Source organism: Streptomyces sp. Ag109_O5-1 (assembly GCF_003814875.1).
Taxonomy (GTDB): Bacteria; Actinomycetota; Actinomycetes; order Streptomycetales; family Streptomycetaceae; genus Streptomyces; species Streptomyces sasae.
Genome location: NZ_RKQF01000001.1, coordinates 8,747,471 through 8,767,477, shown reverse-complemented (window position 1 = coordinate 8,767,477; position 20,007 = coordinate 8,747,471). Strand labels below are relative to the sequence as shown.

The following is a 20,007-nucleotide window of genomic DNA, read 5'->3' as shown; positions in this document are numbered from 1 at the left end:
GGAGTGACCGACAAGACGATGACCGCCGACGAGGTCGTCGCACGGCTGGCGAGCGGTATGACCCTCGGCATCGGCGGCTGGGGTTCCCGGCGCAAGCCGATGGCCCTGGTCAGAGCAGTGCTCCGGAGCGGTATCGGCGATCTCACGCTGGTCTCGTACGGCGGCCCGGACGTCGGGATGCTGGTCGCGGCCGGCCGGGTGCGCAGGCTGGTGACGGCCTTCGTCACCCTCGACTCCGTCCCGCTCGAACCGCACTACCGGGCGGCGCGCGAGCGCGGGGCGTTCGAGCTGACGGAGATCGACGAGGGCATGTTCATGTGGGGCCTGCACGCGGCCGCGAACCGGCTCCCCTTCCTCCCCGTGCGGGCCGGCGTCGGCTCGGACGTCATGCGGGTCAACCCAGGCCTGCGGACGGTCACTTCGCCGTACGACGACGGTGAGACGTTCGTGGCGATGCCCGCGCTGCGCCTGGACGCGGCCCTGGTGCATCTGAACCGAGCCGACCGGCTGGGCAACGGGCAGTACCTGGGCCCGGACCCGTACTTCGACGACCTGTTCTGCGAGGCGGCGGACGCGGCCTATGTCTCCTGCGAACGGATCGTGGACACGGCCGAGTTGACGAAGGAGGCGCCGCCGCAGTCACTGCTGGTCAAACGGCTCGCCGTGACCGGGGTCGTGGAGGCTCCCGGCGGCGCGCACTTCACTTCCTGCGCCCCCGACTACGGGCGGGACGAGGAGTTCCAGCGGCTGTACGCGACCACGCCCTGGGAGGAGTTCGCGACGCGTTTCCTCGCCGGGGACGAGCAGGCCTACCGGACGGCGGTGCGGAACTGGCAGGAGGAACAGGACCGATGAGTGTTCTCCGCTCCGAGTACTGCGTCATCGCCTGTGCCGAGGCCTGGCGCGGCTCCGGGGAGATCCTGGCCAGCCCGATGGGTCTCATCCCCTCCCTGGGTGCCCGCCTGGCCCGGCTCACCTTCGCGCCGGATCTGCTGCTGACCGACGGCGAGGCCCTGCTGGTCCGCCCGGACGGGACACCGGAGGGCTGGCTGCCCTACCGGCAGCACCTGGCCCTGGTGTCCGGCGGCCGGCGGCACGTGATGATGGGCGCGAGCCAGATCGACCGGTACGGCAACCAGAACATCTCGTGCATCGGCGACTGGGCACGGCCGAAGCGGCAGTTGCTCGGGGTGCGCGGGGCACCGCTGAACACACTGAACAACCCGACGAGTTACTGGGTCCCGAAGCACTCCCGGCGGGTGTTCGTGACGAAGGTCGACATGGTGTGCGGGGTGGGGTACGACCGGGTGGCCGAGGATCCGGGCATCGGCCGCTTCCATCGCATCCCGAGAGTCGTCACCGACCTCGCCGTCCTCGACTTCGAGACCCCCGACCGCTCGATGCGGCTGGCCGCGCTGCATCCCGGGGTCAGCGTCGACCGGGTGCGGGAGGCGACGGATTTCGAGCTCACCGTCCCGGACGAGGTGCCGTACACCCGTGAGCCGAGCAAGGAGGAGCTGCGGCTGATCCGTGAGGTGCTCGATCCGGGTGGTGCGCGGGTGAAGGAGGTCGCGGGCTGATGGAGACCGCTCTCACCCGGCTGGCCGGGGTACGGCATCCGATCGTACAGACGGGGATGGGCTGGGTGGCGGGCCCTCGTCTGGTCTCCGCGACGGCCAACGCCGGCGCCCTCGGCATCCTGGCCTCCGCGACGATGACGCTCGACCAGTTGCGTACCTCGATAGCGGAGGTGCGGTGCCGTACCGACGCTCCGTTCGGGGTGAACCTGCGGGCGGACTCGGCCGACGCCGGTGACCGGGTCCGGTTGATCATCGACGGGGGTGTGCGGGTGGCGTCCTTCGCGCTCGCCCCCTCACCCGAGCTGATCGCCGAACTGAAGGCCGCGGGTGTGGTGGTGATCCCGTCCGTCGGGGCACGGCGGCACGCCGAGAAGGTGGCGGCGTGGGGTGCGGACGCGGTGATCGTGCAGGGCGGTGAGGGCGGCGGGCACACCGGCGAGGTGGCGACGAGCGTGCTGCTGCCGCAGGTGGTGGACGCGGTGCGGATACCGGTGGTGGCCGCAGGGGGGTTCTTCGACGGGCGCGGGCTGGTGGCGGCGCTGGCGTACGGGGCGGCGGGGGTCGCGATGGGGACGCGGTTCCTGCTCACCTCGGACTCGGCGGTACCGGACGCGGTGAAGGCACGCTATCTGGCGGCGGCGGTCAAGGACGTCACGGTGACCAGGGCGGTGGACGGGCTGCCGCACCGGATGCTGCGGAGCGATCTGGTGGCCGCGCTGGAGAGTTCGGGCCGGGCCCGGAGTCTGCTGCACGCGCTACGGCGGGCGGCGGGGTTCCGGAAGCTGTCCGGACTCACCTGGCGGCAGATGGTCCAGGACGGGCTGGCGCTGCGGCACGGGAAGGAACTGTCCTGGAGTCAGGTCCTGCTGGCCGCGAACACGCCGATGCTGCTCAGGTCGGCGATGGTGGACGGCCGTACGGATCTGGGGGTGATGGCGTCCGGGCAGGTCGCCGGCGTGATCGACGACCTGCCGTCGTGCGCGGAGCTGGTGGAGCGGATCATGAAGGAGGCGGCGGAGGTCAGGGAACGGCTCACAACCGCTCGATGATCGTCACGTTCGCCTGTCCCCCGCCCTCGCACATGGTCTGGAGGCCGAACCGGCCGCCGGTGCGCTCCAGTTCGTGCAGGAGGGTCGTCATCAGCTTGACGCCGGTCGCGCCGAGCGGGTGACCGAGGGCGATCGCGCCGCCGTTGACGTTGACCCTGGCGGGGTCGGCGCCGGTCTCCTTGAGCCAGGCGAGGACGACCGGGGCGAAGGCCTCGTTGATCTCGACGAGGTCGATGGCGTCGATGGTGAGGCCGGTCTTCTTCAGGGCGTGCGCGGTGGCCGGGATCGGCGCGGAGAGCATCCGGATGGGGTCCTCGCCGCGGACGGAGAGGTGGTGGACGCGGGCGCGGGGGCGCAGTCCGTGTTCGCGGACGGCCCGTTCGGAGGCGAGGAGCATCGCGGCGGCGCCGTCGGAGACCTGGGAGGAGCAGGCGGCGGTGATGGTGCCACCGTCGACGACCGGCTTGAGGGCGGCCATCTTCTCCAGGGAGGTCTCCCGGCGCGGCCCCTCGTCCACGGCGACCGGGCCGTAGGCGACGGTCTCGCGCTCGAAGCGGCCCTCGTCGATGGCGCTCAGGGCCCGCCGGTGGGAGCGCAGGGCGAACTCCTCCTGGTCCTGGCGGCTGATGTCCCACTTGGCGGCGATCATCTCGGCGCCGGCGAACTGGTTGACGGGCTGCCGGCCGTACCGGGCCCGCCAGCCCTCGCTGCCCAGGAAGGGGCCCTCCGTCAGGCCCAGCGGCGCGGCGGCCTGGCGGGAGGCGAAGGCGATGGGGACCTGGGACATGTTCTGCACACCGCCGGCGACCACCAGGTCCTGAGTGCCCGACAGGACGGCCTGCGCGGCGAAGTGCACGGCCTGCTGCGAGGAGCCGCACTGCCGGTCGACGGTCACGCCCGGCACCTCCTCGGGCAGCCCGGCCGCCAGCCAGCTGGTCCGGGCGATGTCACCGGCCTGCGGTCCCACCGCGTCCAGGCAGCCGAAGACGACGTCCTCGACGGCGGCCGGGTCCACGCCCGACCGCTCGACCAGGGCCCGCAGCACATGGGCGCCCAGATCGGCCGGGTGGACGCCGCTCAGTCCGCCCCCGCGCCGCCCGACGGGCGTACGCACCGCTTCGACGATGTAGGCCTCGGCCATGTCAGCAACTCCCTCGTCAGAAAGGGGTTTTCAACGAATGGGTGAGCTATTCGCGGACGGCGATCCCGTCCAGCACCATCGACAGGTACTGCCGGGCGATCTCCTCCGGGCTGTGCTGTCCGCCGGGCCGGTACCAGGAGGCCGCGACCCACACGGTGTCGCGGACGAACCGGTAGGTGAGGCGGACATCGAGGTCGGCGCGGAAGACGTGCGCGGCGACCCCGCGCTCCAGCGTGGCCAGCCACGCCTTCTCGAACCTGCGCTGCGACTCGGCGAGGAAGCCGAACCTCTCCTGCGCGACCAGCTGCTTGCTCTCCTTCTGGTAGATCGCGACGGCGGCGCGGTGCCGGTCGATCTCCCGGAAGGACTCGGTGACCAGGGCTTCCAGGGTCTCGCGGGGGCCGAGTCCGGCGTCCAGGACGGTGTCGTAGCCGTCCCAGAGCTCATCGAGGAAGGTCCGCAGGATCTCCTCCAGCATCGACTCCTTGGAGTCGAAGTGGTAGTAGAGGCTGCCCGCGAGCATGCCCGCATGGTCCGCGATCTTGCGTACGGTGGTGGCGTTGTAGCCCTGCTCGGCGAAGACCTCGGCGGCGGTCTCGAGGAGTTCGCGGCGCCGGGCGGGAGCCGCGGTCACCTGGGGCTTCTTCTTGGTCGGCACGGGTACATTCTCGTCGCTCCGCCGTCAGGGATGCTGGCTGCTGACGGAGAGGACCTCGCCGGTGAGGTACGAGGAGTAGCCGGACGCCAGGAAGACGATCGCGTTGGCCACCTCCCACGGCTCGGCGTAACGCCCGAAGGCCTCGCGGGCGGTGAGTTCCTCCAGCAGTTCGGCGGACGTCACCTTCACCAGGTGCGGATGCATGGCGAGGCTCGGCGCCACGGCGTTGACCCGTACCCCGTACTCGGCGGCCTCGACCGCCGCGCACCGGGTCAGCGCCATCACGCCGGCCTTGGCGGCGGCGTAGTGCGCCTGTCCGGCCTGGGCCCGCCAGCCCACGACGGAGGAGTTGTTGACGATCACCCCGCCGTCCCCGCTCTCACGAAAGAGCCGAAGGGCGGCGCGCACACACCGGAAGGTGCCGTTGAGAGTGACGTCGAGGACCCGCTCCCACTGCTCGTCGGCCATCTCGACGAGCGCCGAAGTCCCGCCGAGGCCCGCGTTGTTGACGACGATGTCCAGCCGTCCGTGCGTGCGCACGGCGGTGTCGAACAGGGCCTGCACCTGGGTCTCGTCGGTCACATCGCAGGGAAGTGCGGTCACGGCCCCCGGATGCCGGCCGGCCAGTTCGGCCTCGTGCTCCTTCAGTCGCCGGGCATGCGCATCGCTGATCAGCACGCGCGCGCCCTCCTCCAGAAAGCGGCGCGCGGTCGCACCGCCGATGCCCGCCCCGGCCGCGGCCGTGATGACGGCGGTGCGCCCCGCGAGCAGCCCGTGCCCGGGCACGTACTCCGGACTCTCGACACTCTCGACGCCTGTCATGGGCCCACGCTAACCTACCAAACACTTGTTAGGGAAGGACGGTGACGGCGACCGTGGACCTGACCCACACCCCGGCCGACGAGGAGTTCCGCGCCGAGGCCCGCGCCTGGCTGGCGGAACATGTGCCCAGCCCTCCGCTCCCCTCCCTGGAGACCGCGGAGGGCTTCGCGGCGCACCGCGCCTGGGAGGCCCAACTGGCCGCGGACCGCTGGTCGGTGGTGTCCTGGCCGGAGCGGTACGGCGGCCGGGACGCGGGGCTGCTGCGGTGGCTGGTGTTCGAGGAGGAGTACTACGCGGCGGGCGCGCCCGGGCGGGTCGGCCAGAACGGCATCAGCCTGCTCGCGCCGACCCTCTTCGACCACGGCACGGAGGAGCAGCGTGCGCGGGTGCTGCCGCGGATGGCCACCGGCGAGGTCGTCTGGGCGCAGGCCTGGTCCGAGCCCGGGGCCGGTTCCGACCTGGCCGCCCTCACCTCCAGGGCCGTGCGGACGGACGGCGGCTGGCTGCTGCGCGGCCAGAAGACCTGGTCGTCACGGGCCGCCTTCGCGGACCGCGCGTTCGGCCTGTTCCGCAGCGAGCCGCAGACGCCGAAACCGCATCAGGGGCTCACCTACCTGATGTTCGACCTGCGCGCACCGGGGGTGACCGTCCGCCCGATCGGCCGGCTCGACGGGAAGCCGGCGTTCGCGGAACTGTTCCTGGACGAGGTGTTCGTGCCCGACGAGGACGTGATCGGCGAACCCGGCCAGGGCTGGCGGATCGCGATGTCGACGGCGGGCAACGAGCGGGGGCTGACGCTGCGGTCGCCGGGCCGGTTCCTGGCCGCCGCCGGCCGGTTGCTGGACCTCTGGCGGGCACAGGGCGCCCCCGAGTCCGCCGCGGCCCGGGTGGCCGACGCCGTCATCGGCGCCCGCGCGTATCAGCTCTTCACCTACGCGGCCGCCTCCCGCTTCCTGGACGGCGAGTCCCTGGGCCCGGAGTCCAGCCTGAACAAGGTGTTCTGGTCCGAGCTGGACCTGGCGCTGCACGAGACGGCGCTCGATCTGCTGGGTACAGAAGGCGAGTTGGCCGACACGCCGTGGTGCGAGGGATACGTCTTCTCGCTCGCCGGCCCCGTCTACGCGGGCACCAACGAGATCCAGCGCGACATCATCGCCGAGCGTCTGCTCGGCCTGCCGAAGGGACGCCGCTGACATGCGTTTCCTCCTCGACACCGAGCAGCGGGACTTCGCCGACGCCCTGCGGGCGCTGCTGACGGCCGCCGACACCCCGGCGGTGGTACGGGACTGGAGCCGCGGGGATCACGCGAGCGGGCGGGCGTTGTGGGGGCGGGTGGGCGAGGCGGGGGTGTTCGGGCTGGCGGTGCCGGAGGAGTACGGCGGGGTGGGGCGCAGGCCTGTCGACCTCGCTGTGGCTTTCATCGAGTTGGGTCGCCACGCGGTGCCGGGGCCGTTGGTGGAGACGGTGGCCGCGGCGGTGCTGCTCGGTGAGAGTGCCGACCTCGCCAAGCGGTTCCTCCCGGGGATCGCGGCGGGCGGGACGATGGCCACGGTGACGACGGACTTCGCCGGGCACGGGTACGGGTATGCGCTGGACGGGGACGCGGCGGGGCTGCGGCTCGCCGCGACGCCGGACGGGCTGCGGTTGTCGCCCGGTGCCGGTGCGGTGCGCCGGTCGCTGGACCCCGCGCGCCGGCTGACACCGCTGCCTCCGGTCGGTGAGCTGATCAGCGCGAAGCCGGCGTGGTCGGAGGCGCTGTCCTGGGCGCGGCTCGCCACGGCCGCGCAGGCGCTGGGGGTGGGGCTGGCGCTGCTCGACAGAACGGTGGCGTACGTCAGGCAGCGGACCCAGTTCGGGGTACCCATCGGGTCGTTCCAGGCGGTCAAGCACAGGTTGGCCGACGCGAAGATCGCCCTGGAGTTCGCCCGGCCGTTGGTCTTCGGGGCGGCGGTGACGATGACTCCGTCGGACGTGGCAGCGGCGAAGCTCAACGCATGCGAGGCCGCCTATGCCGGGGCGCGGGCGGCGCTGCAACTGCACGGCGCGATCGGCTACACCGCCGAGTACGACCTGTCGCTCTGGCTGACCAAGGCGCGTGCACTGCGCGCGGCTTGGGGGGCGCCGGAAGAGTGCATGGGGGTGGTTCTCGGGCGTCGTTGACTGCGGGCCGGTGGGGGCTGGTCGCGCAGTTCCCCGCGCCCCCAAGGGGGCGCTTCCCCTCGGGGCGTTCTAGTGGTGGTCCCCGCTCGTGATCTCCCGGTACTCCTGCTCCGTCGGCTTCGGGATATGGGTGTCCGGGCCGAACATTCCCTTGGCCAGGCTCGCCCGTACCCGCTGCCCGAGCGTGACCTTTCGCCGTACCCCGTTCGCGTCCTCGAGCGGGCCGAGTTCGTACGGCGGGTCCTGTTCGTGCTGGGTGAGGGTGAACAGGCGGTCCTGGGTGAGGGGTTCGTGGACCTCGATGTACTCGCCGTGCGGGAGCATCTTGATGAGGCCGGTCTCTCTGCCGTGCAGGACCTTGTCGCGGTCCCGGCGTTGCAGGCCGAGGCAGACCCGCTTCGTGACGACGAAGGCGAGGACGGGGACGACGAAGACGGAGATCCGGACGAACCAGGTGATCGAGTTGATGGCGAGATGGAGATGGGTGGCGACGATGTCGTTGCCGCCGCCGATCAGCAGGACGACGTACAGGCTGAGCCAGGCCACGCCGAGGGCGGTTCGGACGGGTGTGTTGCGCGGCCGGTCGAGGATGTGGTGCTCGCGTTTGTCGCCGGTGATCCACGCCTCGATGAACGGGTAGACGCCGATGGCCAGCAGGAACAGCGGGAAGACCGAGAAGGGGATCAGGACGCCCAGTTCCAGGGTGTGGCCCCAGGCGTTGATCTCCCAGCCGGGCATCACCCGGATCAGGCCCTCGGAGAAGCCCAGGTACCAGTCGGGCTGGGCACCGGTGGTGACCAGGTCGGGGCGGTAGGGGCCGAACGCCCACACGGGGTTGATGGTGGCGATGCCGCCCATGATCGCGAGGACGCCGAAGACGAGGAAGAAGAAACCGCCGGCCTTGGCCATGTAGACCGGCAGGAAGGGCATGCCGACCACGCTCTTCTGGTCGTGCCCGGGCCCCGGGTACTGGGTGTGCTTGTGGTAGAAGACCAGGATCAGATGGGCGACGACCAGTCCCAGCATGATCCCGGGCAGCAGCAGGACGTGGATCGGGAAGAAGCGGGAGATGATGTCGTGGCCGGGGAACTCCCCGCCGAACAGGAACATCGAGATGTACGTCCCGACGATCGGGATCGACAGGATCGCGCCGTCGGCGAACCGGACGCCGGTGCCGGAGAGCAGGTCGTCGGGGAGCGAGTAGCCGGTCAGGCCGGTGAGGATGGCGAGGAACAGCAGGGTCCAGCCGAACAGCCAGTTGATCTCGCGGGGCTTGCGGAAGGCGCCCGTGAAGAACACCCGCATCATGTGGACGAACATCCCGGCGACGAAGACCAGCGCCGCCCAGTGGTGGATCTGCCGGATCAGCAGCCCGCCGCGTACGTCGAAGCTGATGTGCAGCGTCGACTCGTACGCCTTGGTCATGATGATGCCGTTCATCGGGCCGTAGCTGCCGTGGTAGACGACCTCGGCGCCGCTGGGCTCGAAGAAGAGCGTGAGGTAGATGCCGGTGAGGATCAGGATGAGAAAGCTGTAGAGGCAGACCTCGCCCAGCATGAAGGACCAGTGGTCCGGGAACACCTTGCGCATGTTGGCCTTGGCCAGGGAGTAGATCCCGAGCCTTCCGTCGGCCCAGTCCGCGAGTTTCTCACCCTTGCCCGGGGGATCCGCCCTGCGCGCGGAATCAGTGGAACTCCCCACCCGTGCCTGGCCGTTCACCGTTCGTGCCGCGTCGTCCATACGTCGCGTCGCCTCCCCGCCGGATCACTCATCAGGGTGGCACGACAGGACCCCGACAGCCAACGGTGCGACGTAAAGTCGGCCGGGGCGGAAGGGGTCAGTCGGCGCGTACGATGCCCGCCGCCCGCGCCGCCGCCAGCCACTGCGGGAACTCGCCCACGAGCCGGTCGTACAGTTCGCCGTCCGGGACCCGCATCGGGTCCGAACCGGCGTGGAAGAAGCCCGCGTTGTCCACCGCCCGCTTTCCCGGGACCGCCAGCTCGTCGAGTTTGCGCAGGAAGTCGAACTGCTTGCTGTTCGGGTCGCCGAAGCCGACGAACTGCCAGAACAGCGGCAGCTTGGCCGCCTTGCACAGGTAGCGTTCCGCGGCGGGCTTGTTGATGGGGCCGCCGTCGGTCTGGAAGACGACCAGGGCGGGATCGGTGGCGCCGCTGTCGAGGTAGTGGTCGATGACCGCGTCCATCGCCAGGTGGTAGCTGGTCTTGCCCATGTGCCCGAGCCCGGCCGCGATCTGCTCGATACGGCCCTTGTGCTCGGCGAGCTTGATGTCGGTGACCGCGTCGATGTCGGTGGAGAAGAAGACGACGGGGACCTGACCGTCGTCGTCCAGGTGCGCGGAGAGCCCCAGCACCCGGTCGGCGAGCGCCTGGACGCTGCCGTCCGCGTAGTACGGCTTCATCGAGCCGGAGTAGTCGACGACCAGGTAGACGGCGGCGCGCAGTCCGTCGAGGCCGTGCTTGGTGAGGGAGATCCCGGCGGAGCGGTAGGCGCCGACGAGGGCGGGCGCGGTCTGCTCCACCTTGCTGAGACTGATCGCGGCCATCCTCTGCTCCCCCTCACCCCATGGTCAGGAGGCCGAGACTACTTGATCAGCGGACACTCGGCGGCGCCTGCCCAGTCGTCCGGTCGGGGACTGTGGGGCAGGCGCCGTCTGTGTTCCGTACGCCGTTGTACGGGACGTTCTATGGGGTGATGGGTCAGACCATCAGCGAGCGGTCCGTGGGCCGGATCGGGGCCGGGAGGTCGCTCGCGCCCGTGAGGAAGCGGTCGACGCCCTTGGCGGCCGAGCGGCCCTCCGCGATCGCCCAGACGATGAGCGACTGGCCGCGGCCCGCGTCACCGGCGACGAAGACACCGGGGACGTTGGTCTGGAAGTCGGCGTCGCGGGCGACGTTGCCGCGCTCGTCGAGCTCGAGACCGAACTGGTCGACCACGCCGTTCACCCGGTCGGTGCCGGTGAAGCCCATGGCCAGGGTGACCAGCTGGGCGGGGATCTTGCGCTCGGTGCCCGGCTTCGAGGTCAGCTTGCCGTCGATGAACTCCACCTCGGTGAGGTGCAGCCACTGGACGTTGCCTTCCTCGTCGCCCTCGAAGTGGGTGGTGGAGACGGAGTAGACCCGCTCGCCGCCCTCCTCATGCGCCGAGGTGACCTTGTAGAGCATCGGGAACGTCGGCCACGGCTGGTGCGGCGCCCGGTCCTCGCCCGGGCGGGGCATGATCTCCAGCTGCGTGACCGAGGCCGCGCCCTGGCGGTGGGCGGTGCCCACGCAGTCCGCGCCGGTGTCGCCGCCGCCGATCACGACCACGTGCTTGCCCTCGGCCGAGATGGGGGACGTGACGTAGTCGCCCTCCTGGACCTTGTTGGCCAGAGGCAGGTACTCCATCGCCTGGTAGACGCCCTTGAGCTCGCGGCCGGGGACCGGGAGGTCACGGGCGGTCGTGGCGCCTGCGGCGATGACGACCGCGTCGTACCGCTTCTTGAGGTCGGTCGCCTTGAGGTCGCGGCCGATCTCGATACCGGTACGGAAGCGGGTGCCCTCCGCGCGCATCTGCTCGATACGGCGGTTGATGTGCCGCTTCTCCATCTTGAACTCGGGGATGCCGTAGCGGAGCAGGCCGCCGATGCGGTCGGCGCGCTCGTAGACGGCGACCGTGTGGCCGGCCCGGGTCAGCTGCTGGGCGGCGGCGAGGCCCGCCGGGCCCGAGCCGATGACCGCGACGGTCTTGCCCGACAGGCGCTCGGGAGCCTGCGCAGCGACGGTGCCCGCGTCCCACGCCTTGTCGATGATCGAGACCTCGACGTTCTTGATGGTGACGGCCGGCTGGTTGATGCCGAGCACGCAGGCCGACTCGCAGGGGGCCGGGCAGAGACGACCGGTGAACTCCGGGAAGTTGTTGGTCGCGTGCAGGCGCTCGGAGGCCGCCGTCCAGTCCTCGCGGTAGGCGAAGTCGTTCCACTCGGGGATCAGGTTCCCGAGCGGACAGCCGTTGTGGCAGAACGGGATGCCGCAGTCCATGCAGCGGCTGGCCTGCTTGCTGATGATCGGCAGCAGGGAGCCGGGGACGTAGACCTCGTTCCAGTCCCGGACGCGGTCGGCGACGGGGCGGGTCTTGGCGACCTCACGGCCGTGGTTCAGGAAGCCCTTCGGGTCAGCCATTGATCGCCGCCTCCATCATCTTCTCGTGGGTCTCGGTCTCGGAGAGACCCGCTCGCTCGGCGGCGTCCTTGGCGGCGAGCACTGCCTTGTAAGTGCCAGGAATGATCTTGCTGAACCGCTGCACGGCCACGTCCCAGTCGGCGAGCAGCTTCTCGGCGACCGTGGAGCCGGTCTCCTCGGCGTGCCGACGCACCACGTCGTGCAGCCACTGCTTGTCGCTGTCGTCGAGCGCCTCGACGGCGTCGACGTTGCCGACGTTGACGTTGTCGACGTTCAGGTCGATCACGTACGCGACGCCGCCGGACATACCGGCCGCGAAGTTGCGGCCCGTCTCGCCGAGGACGACCGCGCGGCCGCCGGTCATGTACTCGCAGCCGTGGTCGCCCACGCCCTCCGAGACCACCAGCGCACCGGAGTTGCGGACGCAGAACCGCTCACCGGTACGGCCGCGCAGGAACAGCTCGCCGCCGGTCGCGCCGTAGGCGATGGTGTTGCCCGCGATGGTGGAGTACTCGGCGAGGTGGTCGGCCGCCCGGTCCGGGCGGACGATGACGCGGCCGCCGGAGAGGCCCTTGCCGACGTAGTCGTTGGCGTCGCCCTCCAGGCGGAGCGTGACACCGCGCGGCAGGAAGGCGCCGAAGGACTGGCCGGCCGAGCCGGTGAAGGTGATGTCGATGGTGTCGTCGGGCAGACCCGCGCCGCCGAACTTCTTCGTCACCTCGTGGCCGAGCATGGTGCCGACCGTGCGGTTGATGTTGCGCACCTTGATCTGGGCGCGCACCGGCTGGGCGTCGGTGGCGCTGGAGGCGGCCAGGGCGTCGGAGGCGAGCTTGATCAGCTCGTTGTCCAGGGCCTTCTCCAGGCCGTGGTCCTGCGCGACGGTCTGGTGCAGGGAGGCGCCCTCGGGGAGCTCGGGCACATAGAAGAGCGGGGCCAGGTCCAGGCCCTGCGCCTTCCAGTGGTTCACGGCACGGGTGACGTCGAGCGCCTCCGCGTGGCCGACGGCCTCCTCGATGGTGCGGAAGCCCAGCTCGGCGAGGATCTCGCGGACCTCCTCGGCGATGAACTTGAAGAAGTTCACCACGTACTCGGCCTTGCCGGAGAAGCGGTCGCGCAGCACCGGGTTCTGGGTGGCGACGCCGACCGGGCAGGTGTCGAGGTGGCAGACGCGCATCATGATGCAGCCGGAGACGACGAGCGGCGCGGTCGCGAAACCGAACTCCTCGGCGCCGAGCAGCGCGGCGATGACCACGTCACGGCCGGTCTTCAGCTGGCCGTCGGTCTGCACGACGATGCGGTCGCGCAGGCCGTTGAGCAGCAGGGTCTGCTGGGTCTCGGCGAGGCCGAGCTCCCAGGGACCGCCCGCGTGCTTCAGCGAGGTCAGCGGGGAGGCACCCGTACCGCCGTCGTGGCCGGAGATGAGCACGACGTCCGCGTGGGCCTTGGAGACACCCGCGGCGACCGTGCCGACGCCGACCTCGGAGACCAGCTTGACGTGAATCCGGGCCTTCGGGTTCGCGTTCTTGAGGTCGTGGATCAGCTGGGCGAGGTCCTCGATGGAGTAGATGTCGTGGTGCGGCGGCGGGGAGATCAGACCGACACCCGGGGTGGAGTGCCGGGTCTTGGCGACCCACGGGTAGACCTTGTGGCCGGGCAGCTGGCCGCCCTCGCCGGGCTTGGCGCCCTGGGCCATCTTGATCTGGATGTCGTCCGCGTTGACCAGGTACTCGGAGGTGACGCCGAAGCGGCCGGAGGCGACCTGCTTGATGGCGGACCGGCGCGCGGGGTCGTAGAGACGGTCCGGGTCCTCGCCGCCCTCACCGGTGTTGGACTTGCCGCCCAGCTGGTTCATGGCGATGGCGAGGGTCTCGTGGGCCTCGCGCGAGATGGAGCCGTACGACATGGCACCGGTCGAGAACCGCTTGACGATCTCGGAGACCGGCTCGACCTCGTCGATGGAGATGGCTTCCCGGTCGCTCTTGAAGCCGAAGAGCCCGCGCAGCGTCATCAGGCGCTCGGACTGCTCGTTCACACGGTCCGTGTACTTCTTGAAGATGTCGTAGCTGCCCGCGCGCGTGGAGTGCTGGAGGCGGAAGACCGTCTCCGGGTCGAACAGGTGCGGCTCGCCCTCACGACGCCACTGGTACTCGCCCCCTATCTCCAGGGCGCGGTGGGCCGGCGCGATGCCGGAGGACGGGTAGGCCTTGGCGTGGCGGGCGGCGACCTCCTTGGCGATGACGTCGATGCCGACGCCGCCGATCTTGGAGGCGGTGCCGTTGAAGTACTTGTCGACGAAGCCCTCTTCGAGACCGACGGCCTCGAAGACCTGGGCGCCGCGGTAGGAGGCGACCGTGGAGATGCCCATCTTGGACATGACCTTCAGGACGCCCTTGCCGAGGGCGTAGATCAGGTTGCGGATGGCCTGCTCGGCCTCCATGCCCGGCAGGAAGGTGCCCGCGCGGGTCAGGTCCTCGACGGACTCCATGGCCAGGTACGGGTTGACCGCGGCGGCGCCGAAGCCGATCAGCAGGGCGACGTGGTGGACCTCGCGGACGTCACCGGCCTCGACCAGCAGGCCCACTTGGGTGCGCTGCTTGGTGCGGATGAGGTGGTGGTGGACGGCCGCGGTGAGCAGCAGCGACGGGATCGGCGCGTGCTCGGCGTCCGAGTGGCGGTCCGACAGCACGATGAGCCGGGCGCCGTTCTCGATGGCGGCGTCGGCCTCGGCGCAGATCTCCTCGATGCGCGCGGCCAGCGCGTCGCCGCCGCCGGAGACCCGGAACAGACCGGACAGGGTCGCGGCCTTAAAGCCGGGCATGTCGCCGTCGGCGTTGATGTGGATGAGCTTGGCCAGCTCGTCGTTGTCGATGACCGGGAAGGGCAGCACGACGGAGCGGCAGGAAGCGGCCGTCGGGTCGAGCAGGTTGCCGGCCGGGCCGAGGGACGAGCGCAGCGAGGTCACGAGCTCCTCGCGGATGGCGTCCAGCGGCGGGTTGGTGACCTGCGCGAACAGCTGGGTGAAGTAGTCGAAGAGCAGGCGGGGGCGCTCGCTCAGCGCAGCGATGGGCGAGTCGGTGCCCATGGAGCCGATCGGCTCGGCGCCGGCCTTGGCCATCGGCGCGAGGATGACGCGCAGCTCTTCCTCGGTGTAGCCGAAGGTCTGCTGGCGGCGGGTGACCGAGGCGTGGGTGTGGACGATGTGCTCGCGCTCGGGCAGGTCGCCCAGCTCGATCTCGCCGGCCTCCAGCCATTCGGCGTACGGCTGCTCGGCGGCGAGGGTCGCCTTGATCTCGTCGTCCTCGATGATGCGGTGCTCGACGGTGTCGACGAGGAACATCTTGCCGGGCTGCAGCCGGCCCTTGCGGACGACCTTGGCGGGGTCGATGTCGAGGACGCCGACCTCGGAGCCGAGGACGACCAGGCCCTCGTCGGTGACCCAGTAGCGGCCGGGGCGCAGACCGTTGCGGTCGAGAACCGCGCCGACCTGGGAGCCGTCGGTGAAGGTGACGCAGGCGGGGCCGTCCCACGGCTCCATCATCGTGGCGTGGAAGCCGTAGAAGGCGCGGCGGGCCTCGTCCATGGAGTCGTGGTTCTCCCACGCCTCCGGGATCATCATCAGCACGGAGTGCGGCAGCGAGCGTCCGCCCAGGTGCAGGAGTTCGAGCACCTCGTCGAAGGACGCCGAGTCGGAGGCGTCGGGCGTACAGATCGGGAAGACGCGGTCGAGCTTGTCCTGCGGGCCGAACAGGTCGGAGACCAGCTGGGACTCGCGGGCGACCATCCAGTTGCGGTTGCCCTTGACGGTGTTGATCTCACCGTTGTGGGCGACGAAGCGGTAGGGGTGCGCGAGCGGCCACGACGGGAAGGTGTTCGTGGAGAACCGGGAGTGCACGAGCGCGATCGCGGACGCGAAGCGGCGGTCGGACAGGTCCGGGAAGAAGGGCTCCAGCTGGCCGGTGGTCAGCATGCCCTTGTAGACGATGGTCCGCGCGGACAGCGACGGGAAGTAGACGCCCACCTCGCGCTCGGCGCGCTTGCGCAGCACGAACGCCTTGCGGTCCAGCGCGATGCCCTCGCTGGCGCCGTCGGTGACGAAGACCTGCCGGAAGACCGGCATGGTGGAGCGGGCGGTGGCGCCGAGCAGCCCCGGGGCGACCGGAACCTCACGCCAGCCGAGGACGGTGAGGCCCTCCTCGCCCGCGATCGTCTCGATCCGCGAGACGGCGTCCTGGGTGCCGTCCTCGGGGAGGAAGGCGATACCGACGGCGTACGAACCGGCCGCCGGCAGGTCGAATCTGGCCACCTCACGGAAGAAGGCGTCGGGCACCTGGGAGAGGACGCCCGCGCCGTCCCCCGAATCGGGCTCCGAGCCGGTGGCGCCGCGGTGCTCCAGGTTCCGCAGAACGGTGAGCGCCTGTTCGACCAGCGCATGGCTCGCCTCACCGGTGAGGTTGGCCACGAAGCCGACGCCACAGGCGTCGCGCTCGTTGCGGGGGTCGTACATACCCTGCGCAGCAGGGCGAGCATCCATGAAGGACCAGTTCTGGCCATTCGTGGAGTGCTGGGACGGCTGGCGCGGCGTACGCATCGGCTCTCCCGTCGTCGTCAGTGGCATATAGCAGGTGCCGAGGGACGACGTTGGCCCTCTGCGTTTTTGTTGCAAAATTTCACGCAGGTTACATGATGAAGCGGTTCTCGGGAACTGGATACACCGTTTCAACATGCGGACGCCGTGGGGGTTTCGGCGGGGCACCGCTCAAGGCGGTGAAGGTGGTGGGGGACCGATCCGGACAGATCGATGTCCATCGGCCCAAGGGGGCGGGAGCGAGCGCGATCGTCGCCCCACGGGTGCACGACAGGCGTCATTGCCCGCAGCGCTTACGGCTCATGCCCCGTGGTTAAGCATTCGAAACCAGCGAGTAACGGGTATTTATGCGGCCCAACGCATAGGTACCAGTGTCACTATCCTACGGCCGTCCCGAACAACATGCCCAGGATGTACGTCACACCGGCCGCCGCACCACCCAGCGCGAGCTGCCGCAGACCGCTGAACCACCAGCTCCGCGCGGTCACCCTGGCCACCACGGCACCGCAGCCGAAGAGCCCGGCGAGCGCCAGCAGCAGGGCGGGCCAGAGGGCGGTGGCCCCGAGCAGGAAGGGCAGTACGGGCAGCAGTGCGCCCAGCGCGAACGACCCGAACGACGACACGGCGGCGACCAGCGGCGACGGCAGATCGCCGGGATCGATGCCGAGCTCTTCCCGGGCGTGTATCTCCAGCGCCTGCTCCGGGTCGGCGGACAGCTGCCGGGCGACCTCCCGGGCCAGCGCCGGCTCGACGCCCCGCGCCTCGTACAGCGCGGCCAGCTCGGCCTCCTCGTCCTGCGGGTGCTTGCGCAGCTCCCGCCGCTCGACGTCCAGCTCGGCCTCGACGAGCTCGCGCTGCGAGGCGACGGAGGTGTACTCGCCGGCGGCCATGGAGAAGGCACCGGCGGCCAGCCCCGCGAGCCCGGTGATGACAATGGTCTGATGACCGACGGCCCCGCCGGCCACGCCGGTCATCAGGGCGAGGTTGGAGACGAGTCCGTCCATGGCGCCGAAGACAGCGGGCCGCAGCCAGCCTCCGTTGACATCCCGGTGAGTGTGGTTGTCGCGGTGGGCTTCGTGCAGTGTCGCTTGGGTCTCGATGACGGCCATGAAGGTCCCCCAGTAGGTCTTGAAAGCAGGCGGCGGATCTTGGAAGCAGGTCCTGAAGCCGGCCCCGGATAAGCTGAGGCAAAGCTAAGTTTGGACAAGTTCTATCTTTCGACAACGCTGACGGTACGCCGCGTCATTCCCTTCCGCCAGCAAGGAAAGGCTCGGCTAACCTGCGGCTTTACCTCTCTCCGCTCACCTGTGCGATGAGTCGCACAGATGTCGACCGGGTGATGTGAGGACCTCCAAGGCTGCGGTCAACCGCCGTTGGTGGGACACATCCGCAAACGGTTCCGCGCCGCCGCGCGAAGCCCCTCCCGGAGAGGTCAGCCCATGTCATCGATCGTCTGCACACCGCCGGTCCCCGCCCCCGACGAGCCCGCCTCGGAACTGCGCGACCGGGCTCGGGGCGCGCTGCTGGGCCTGGCCGTGGGAGACGCGCTCGGGGCGCCGGCGGAGAACATGAAGCCCTCCGAGATCCGCGCCCGCTGGGGGCGCATCACGGGATACGTCACCGACAACCCCGCGGGCACGGACGACACGGAGTACGCGATCTTCTCCGGCCTCCTCCTCGCCCGCCACGGCTCGGCACTCACCCCCGCCCATGTCGAGGCGGCCTGGCACGAGTGGATCGCCGACCGCGCCGAGGGCCCCTTCAAGGGCGCGGGTTTCAGCGAACGCGGCACGCTGGAGAACCTCCGGCGGGGCCTCGCAGCCCCCATCTCCGCCCAGCACCGGCACGCCTGGAGCGACGGCCTGGCCATGCGGGCGGCCCCCTTCGGCGTCTTCGCGGCGGGCCGCCCCGCCGAGGCGGCCCGCCTGGTCGCGATCGACGGCTCGGTCAGCCACGAGGGTGAGGGCATCTACGGCGGCCAGGCAGTGGCGGCGGGGGTGGCCGCGGCGATGGTGGGCGCTCCCCCCACGGCGGTGGTCGCGGCCGCGCTCGCGGTGGTCCCGGACGACTCCTGGACGGCCCGCTCCCTGCGCCGGGCCGTCTCGGTGGCCCACCGCGGCGAACGGGCGGTCCGCTCCGCGGTCGTCATCGGCGGCTATCCGTGGACCGACCTGGCCCCGGAGGCGGTGGCCCTGGCCTTCGGCGCGTACGCGGCGGCGGACGGCGACTTCCGGGAGGCGGTGCTGACGGCCGTGAACATGGGCCGTGACGCGGACACGACGGCGGCGGTGGCCGGTGCGCTGGCGGGGGCGACGCGAGGGGAGGCGGCGATCCCTGCGGAGTGGGCGGCGGCGATCGGCCCGGCCCGGGGGAGCTGCCTGCCGTCGATGGCGGGCCAGCACGTGCTGGAGGTGGCGGAACGGCTGACGAGCACGGCGCGAGCGAGGACCGAGCCGGAAGTATCGACGCCGACCTCTCTGCCGACCGAGCCAAGACACTCGACGCCGACCTCTCTGCCGACCGAGCCGGCACTCTCCACGCCGACCTCTCTGCCGACCGAGCCGGCACTCTCCACGCCGACCTCTCTGCCGACCGAGCCAAGACACTCGGCGCCGGCCTTTCCCCCGGCCGAGTCGGGTGGTGGGCGGGCGAGGGTCCGGGGGTCCAGGGGGCGGAGTCCCCTGGGCGTCGAACGCAGCGGGGTCCAGCGGTGACCCGGCGTCGTATCGAGGGCCTGCTCCTCGGGCTCGCCGCGGGGGACGCCGCCGGCTGGCCCTCCGCCCGGCACCGCGCCGCCCGGATGCCCGAGTGGACCCGGCGCCTCACCCGCGAACTCGACACCTTCGCCGAGCAGAACGCGACCACCACCCTCCCCGTCCCCATCGCCCTCAACCAACCCCCCGAGCCGCTCCGCCTCGGCCCCTCCGACGACGCCGAATGGGCTGCCTTCGCCGCCGAGGCCGTCCTGCGCGCCGGCGACGACACCCTCCTCGGCGACCTCAGCCGCGAGCTCCGTACCCGCGCGGCCATCGACCTGACCTGGACCGCCGTGGCCTCCGAGGTCGCCGCCGCCGCGGAACGCGCCCCGGAGGTCGAGTCGGCCGTACTCCCCCTGCGCGCCCGTATCTCCGTCCGCGCCGGCCTCGGCAACCTCGCCACCGGCCTGCGCCCGCCCGCCACCGGCCACGACAACCCGCACTACTTCGACGACGCCGCCTGCGTCCGCGCCTGCGCCCTTGCCGTCGCCCATCCCGGCGACCCCCAACGCGCCGCCGACCTCGCCGAGTTCGACGCCCGCTACACCCAGGACGGCGACGGGGTGCACGGCGCCCGCGCCATGGCCGCCGCCCTCGCCCTCGCCCTTGTCGGCGCCGAGGTCGAGACCTGCGCGGCTGCGGCCCTCGCCGAACTCCCCGAGTCCACCGAGATCGGCCGCAACGCCCGGCACGCCCTCACCCTCGTCGGCACCGCGGACACCGCGTTCGCCCTGATCCCCCTCCTCGAACACCAAATCGTCGACCACGTCTACAGCTACGGCATCGCCGCCGCCGAGACCGTCCCGGTCGCCCTCGCCCTCGCCACCGCCGCGCGCGGCCGGATCGCCGAGGCCGTTCCCGCCGCCGCGTGTCTGTCGAGGGTCGCCGACTCGGCCCCCGCCCTGGCCGGCGCGCTCACCGGCGCCCTCGGCGGCGCCGAGTCGGTCCCGCCGTCCTGGCGGGACGCCTGCCGCACCCTCTCCGGCTGCGCCCTCCCCCGCCTGACCGGTACCGACCTCGTGGAACTCGCCGAACTCCTGGAAGCCACACAACCGGCCCGTCCAGGTGGATGATTCGG

At 71.0% G+C, this 20,007-nt stretch carries 15 protein-coding genes; 7 read left to right on the top strand and 8 right to left on the bottom strand.

Features of this window, described 5'->3' with window-relative positions:
* Positions 1-3 precede the first annotated feature (3 nt).
* The 3 genes from EDD90_RS39870 to EDD90_RS39860 are packed head-to-tail and all read left to right on the top strand — an operon-like array spanning position 4 to position 2,629.
* On the top strand, positions 4-855 hold the full coding sequence (locus EDD90_RS39870) for a CoA transferase subunit A (protein WP_123977958.1): 852 nt from the start codon (positions 4-6) through the stop codon (positions 853-855).
* A complete protein-coding gene (locus EDD90_RS39865; RefSeq protein ID WP_123977957.1) occupies positions 852-1,580 on the top strand; it encodes a CoA-transferase subunit beta in 729 nt (242 codons plus the stop codon). Before EDD90_RS39870 ends, EDD90_RS39865 begins: the two co-directional genes overlap by 4 nt.
* On the top strand, positions 1,580-2,629 hold the full coding sequence (locus tag EDD90_RS39860) for a nitronate monooxygenase family protein (RefSeq protein WP_123977956.1): 1,050 nt from the start codon (positions 1,580-1,582) through the stop codon (positions 2,627-2,629). Before EDD90_RS39865 ends, EDD90_RS39860 begins: the two co-directional genes overlap by 1 nt.
* On the opposite strand, the gene EDD90_RS39855 is transcribed toward EDD90_RS39860, so the two are convergent.
* From EDD90_RS39855 to EDD90_RS39845, 3 genes are read right to left on the bottom strand one after another with little or no spacing between them, the layout of a single operon-like run.
* The gene (locus EDD90_RS39855; protein ID WP_123977955.1) at positions 2,613-3,770 is read right to left on the bottom strand and encodes an acetyl-CoA C-acetyltransferase; all 1,158 of its coding nucleotides are present in this window, start codon (positions 3,768-3,770) and stop codon (positions 2,613-2,615) included. The two genes, EDD90_RS39860 and EDD90_RS39855, sit on opposite strands and share 17 nt — an antisense overlap.
* Before the next feature lie 46 nt (positions 3,771-3,816).
* Entirely contained in the window at positions 3,817-4,428 is a 612-nt protein-coding gene (locus EDD90_RS39850) for a TetR/AcrR family transcriptional regulator (RefSeq protein ID WP_123977954.1), read from the bottom strand.
* 24 nt (positions 4,429-4,452) lie between these two features.
* Positions 4,453-5,250: an SDR family oxidoreductase gene (locus EDD90_RS39845; RefSeq protein ID WP_123977953.1), complete on the bottom strand. Its 798-nt coding sequence runs from the start codon at positions 5,248-5,250 to the stop codon at positions 4,453-4,455.
* A 53-nt stretch (positions 5,251-5,303) separates the two neighbouring features.
* On the opposite strand from EDD90_RS39845, the gene EDD90_RS39840 reads away from it, so the two are divergent.
* Positions 5,304-6,443, top strand: coding sequence for an acyl-CoA dehydrogenase family protein (locus EDD90_RS39840; protein ID WP_123982129.1), 1,140 nt, complete (start codon positions 5,304-5,306; stop codon positions 6,441-6,443).
* A 1-nt stretch (position 6,444) separates the two neighbouring features.
* Positions 6,445-7,410, top strand: coding sequence for an acyl-CoA dehydrogenase family protein (locus EDD90_RS39835; RefSeq protein WP_123977952.1), 966 nt, complete (start codon positions 6,445-6,447; stop codon positions 7,408-7,410).
* Positions 7,411-7,479: 69 nt separating this feature from the next.
* Here EDD90_RS39835 and EDD90_RS39830 read toward each other — a convergent pair whose 3' ends face one another.
* The 5 genes from EDD90_RS39830 to EDD90_RS39810 form a co-directional block, all read right to left on the bottom strand.
* Complete coding sequence (locus EDD90_RS39830) at positions 7,480-9,150, bottom strand: cytochrome bc complex cytochrome b subunit (protein WP_185149397.1); 1,671 nt, start codon at positions 9,148-9,150, stop codon at positions 7,480-7,482.
* Positions 9,151-9,247: 97 nt separating this feature from the next.
* A complete protein-coding gene (locus EDD90_RS39825) occupies positions 9,248-9,973 on the bottom strand; it encodes a VWA domain-containing protein (RefSeq protein WP_123977951.1) in 726 nt (241 codons plus the stop codon).
* Positions 9,974-10,127: 154 nt separating this feature from the next.
* Positions 10,128-11,588, bottom strand: coding sequence for a glutamate synthase subunit beta (locus EDD90_RS39820; protein ID WP_123977950.1), 1,461 nt, complete (start codon positions 11,586-11,588; stop codon positions 10,128-10,130).
* Positions 11,581-16,176, bottom strand: coding sequence for a glutamate synthase large subunit (gene gltB / locus EDD90_RS39815; protein WP_123977949.1), 4,596 nt, complete (start codon positions 16,174-16,176; stop codon positions 11,581-11,583). Before gltB ends, EDD90_RS39820 begins: the two co-directional genes overlap by 8 nt.
* A 374-nt stretch (positions 16,177-16,550) precedes the next feature.
* A complete protein-coding gene (locus EDD90_RS39810; protein ID WP_123977948.1) occupies positions 16,551-17,282 on the bottom strand; it encodes a VIT1/CCC1 transporter family protein in 732 nt (243 codons plus the stop codon).
* A 330-nt stretch (positions 17,283-17,612) separates the two neighbouring features.
* On the opposite strand from EDD90_RS39810, the gene EDD90_RS39805 reads away from it, so the two are divergent.
* Together EDD90_RS39805 and EDD90_RS39800 are read left to right on the top strand one after the other, a co-directional pair.
* The gene (locus EDD90_RS39805; protein WP_260328432.1) at positions 17,613-18,887 is read left to right on the top strand and encodes an ADP-ribosylglycohydrolase family protein; all 1,275 of its coding nucleotides are present in this window, start codon (positions 17,613-17,615) and stop codon (positions 18,885-18,887) included.
* Positions 18,884-20,002: an ADP-ribosylglycohydrolase family protein gene (locus EDD90_RS39800; RefSeq protein WP_123977947.1), complete on the top strand. Its 1,119-nt coding sequence runs from the start codon at positions 18,884-18,886 to the stop codon at positions 20,000-20,002. Before EDD90_RS39805 ends, EDD90_RS39800 begins: the two co-directional genes overlap by 4 nt.
* The last annotated feature ends 5 nt before the right edge of the window (positions 20,003-20,007 follow it).

Bases quoted from the DNA above. Each gene is read 5' to 3' on its own strand.
- EDD90_RS39865 (WP_123977957.1), top strand. From the start codon at position 852: ATGAGTGTTCTCCGCTCCGAGTACTGCGTCATCGCCTGTGCCGAGGCC.
- EDD90_RS39860 (WP_123977956.1), top strand. From the start codon at position 1,580: ATGGAGACCGCTCTCACCCGGCTGGCCGGGGTACGGCATCCGATCGTA.
- EDD90_RS39855 (WP_123977955.1), bottom strand. From the start codon at position 3,770: ATGGCCGAGGCCTACATCGTCGAAGCGGTGCGTACGCCCGTCGGGCGG.
- EDD90_RS39845 (WP_123977953.1), bottom strand. From the start codon at position 5,250: ATGACAGGCGTCGAGAGTGTCGAGAGTCCGGAGTACGTGCCCGGGCAC.
- EDD90_RS39835 (WP_123977952.1), top strand. From the start codon at position 6,445: ATGCGTTTCCTCCTCGACACCGAGCAGCGGGACTTCGCCGACGCCCTG.
- EDD90_RS39830 (WP_185149397.1), bottom strand. From the start codon at position 9,150: ATGGACGACGCGGCACGAACGGTGAACGGCCAGGCACGGGTGGGGAGT.
- EDD90_RS39825 (WP_123977951.1), bottom strand. From the start codon at position 9,973: ATGGCCGCGATCAGTCTCAGCAAGGTGGAGCAGACCGCGCCCGCCCTC.
- EDD90_RS39820 (WP_123977950.1), bottom strand. From the start codon at position 11,588: ATGGCTGACCCGAAGGGCTTCCTGAACCACGGCCGTGAGGTCGCCAAG.
- gltB (WP_123977949.1), bottom strand. From the start codon at position 16,176: ATGCGTACGCCGCGCCAGCCGTCCCAGCACTCCACGAATGGCCAGAAC.
- EDD90_RS39810 (WP_123977948.1), bottom strand. From the start codon at position 17,282: ATGGCCGTCATCGAGACCCAAGCGACACTGCACGAAGCCCACCGCGAC.
- EDD90_RS39805 (WP_260328432.1), top strand. From the start codon at position 17,613: ATGTCATCGATCGTCTGCACACCGCCGGTCCCCGCCCCCGACGAGCCC.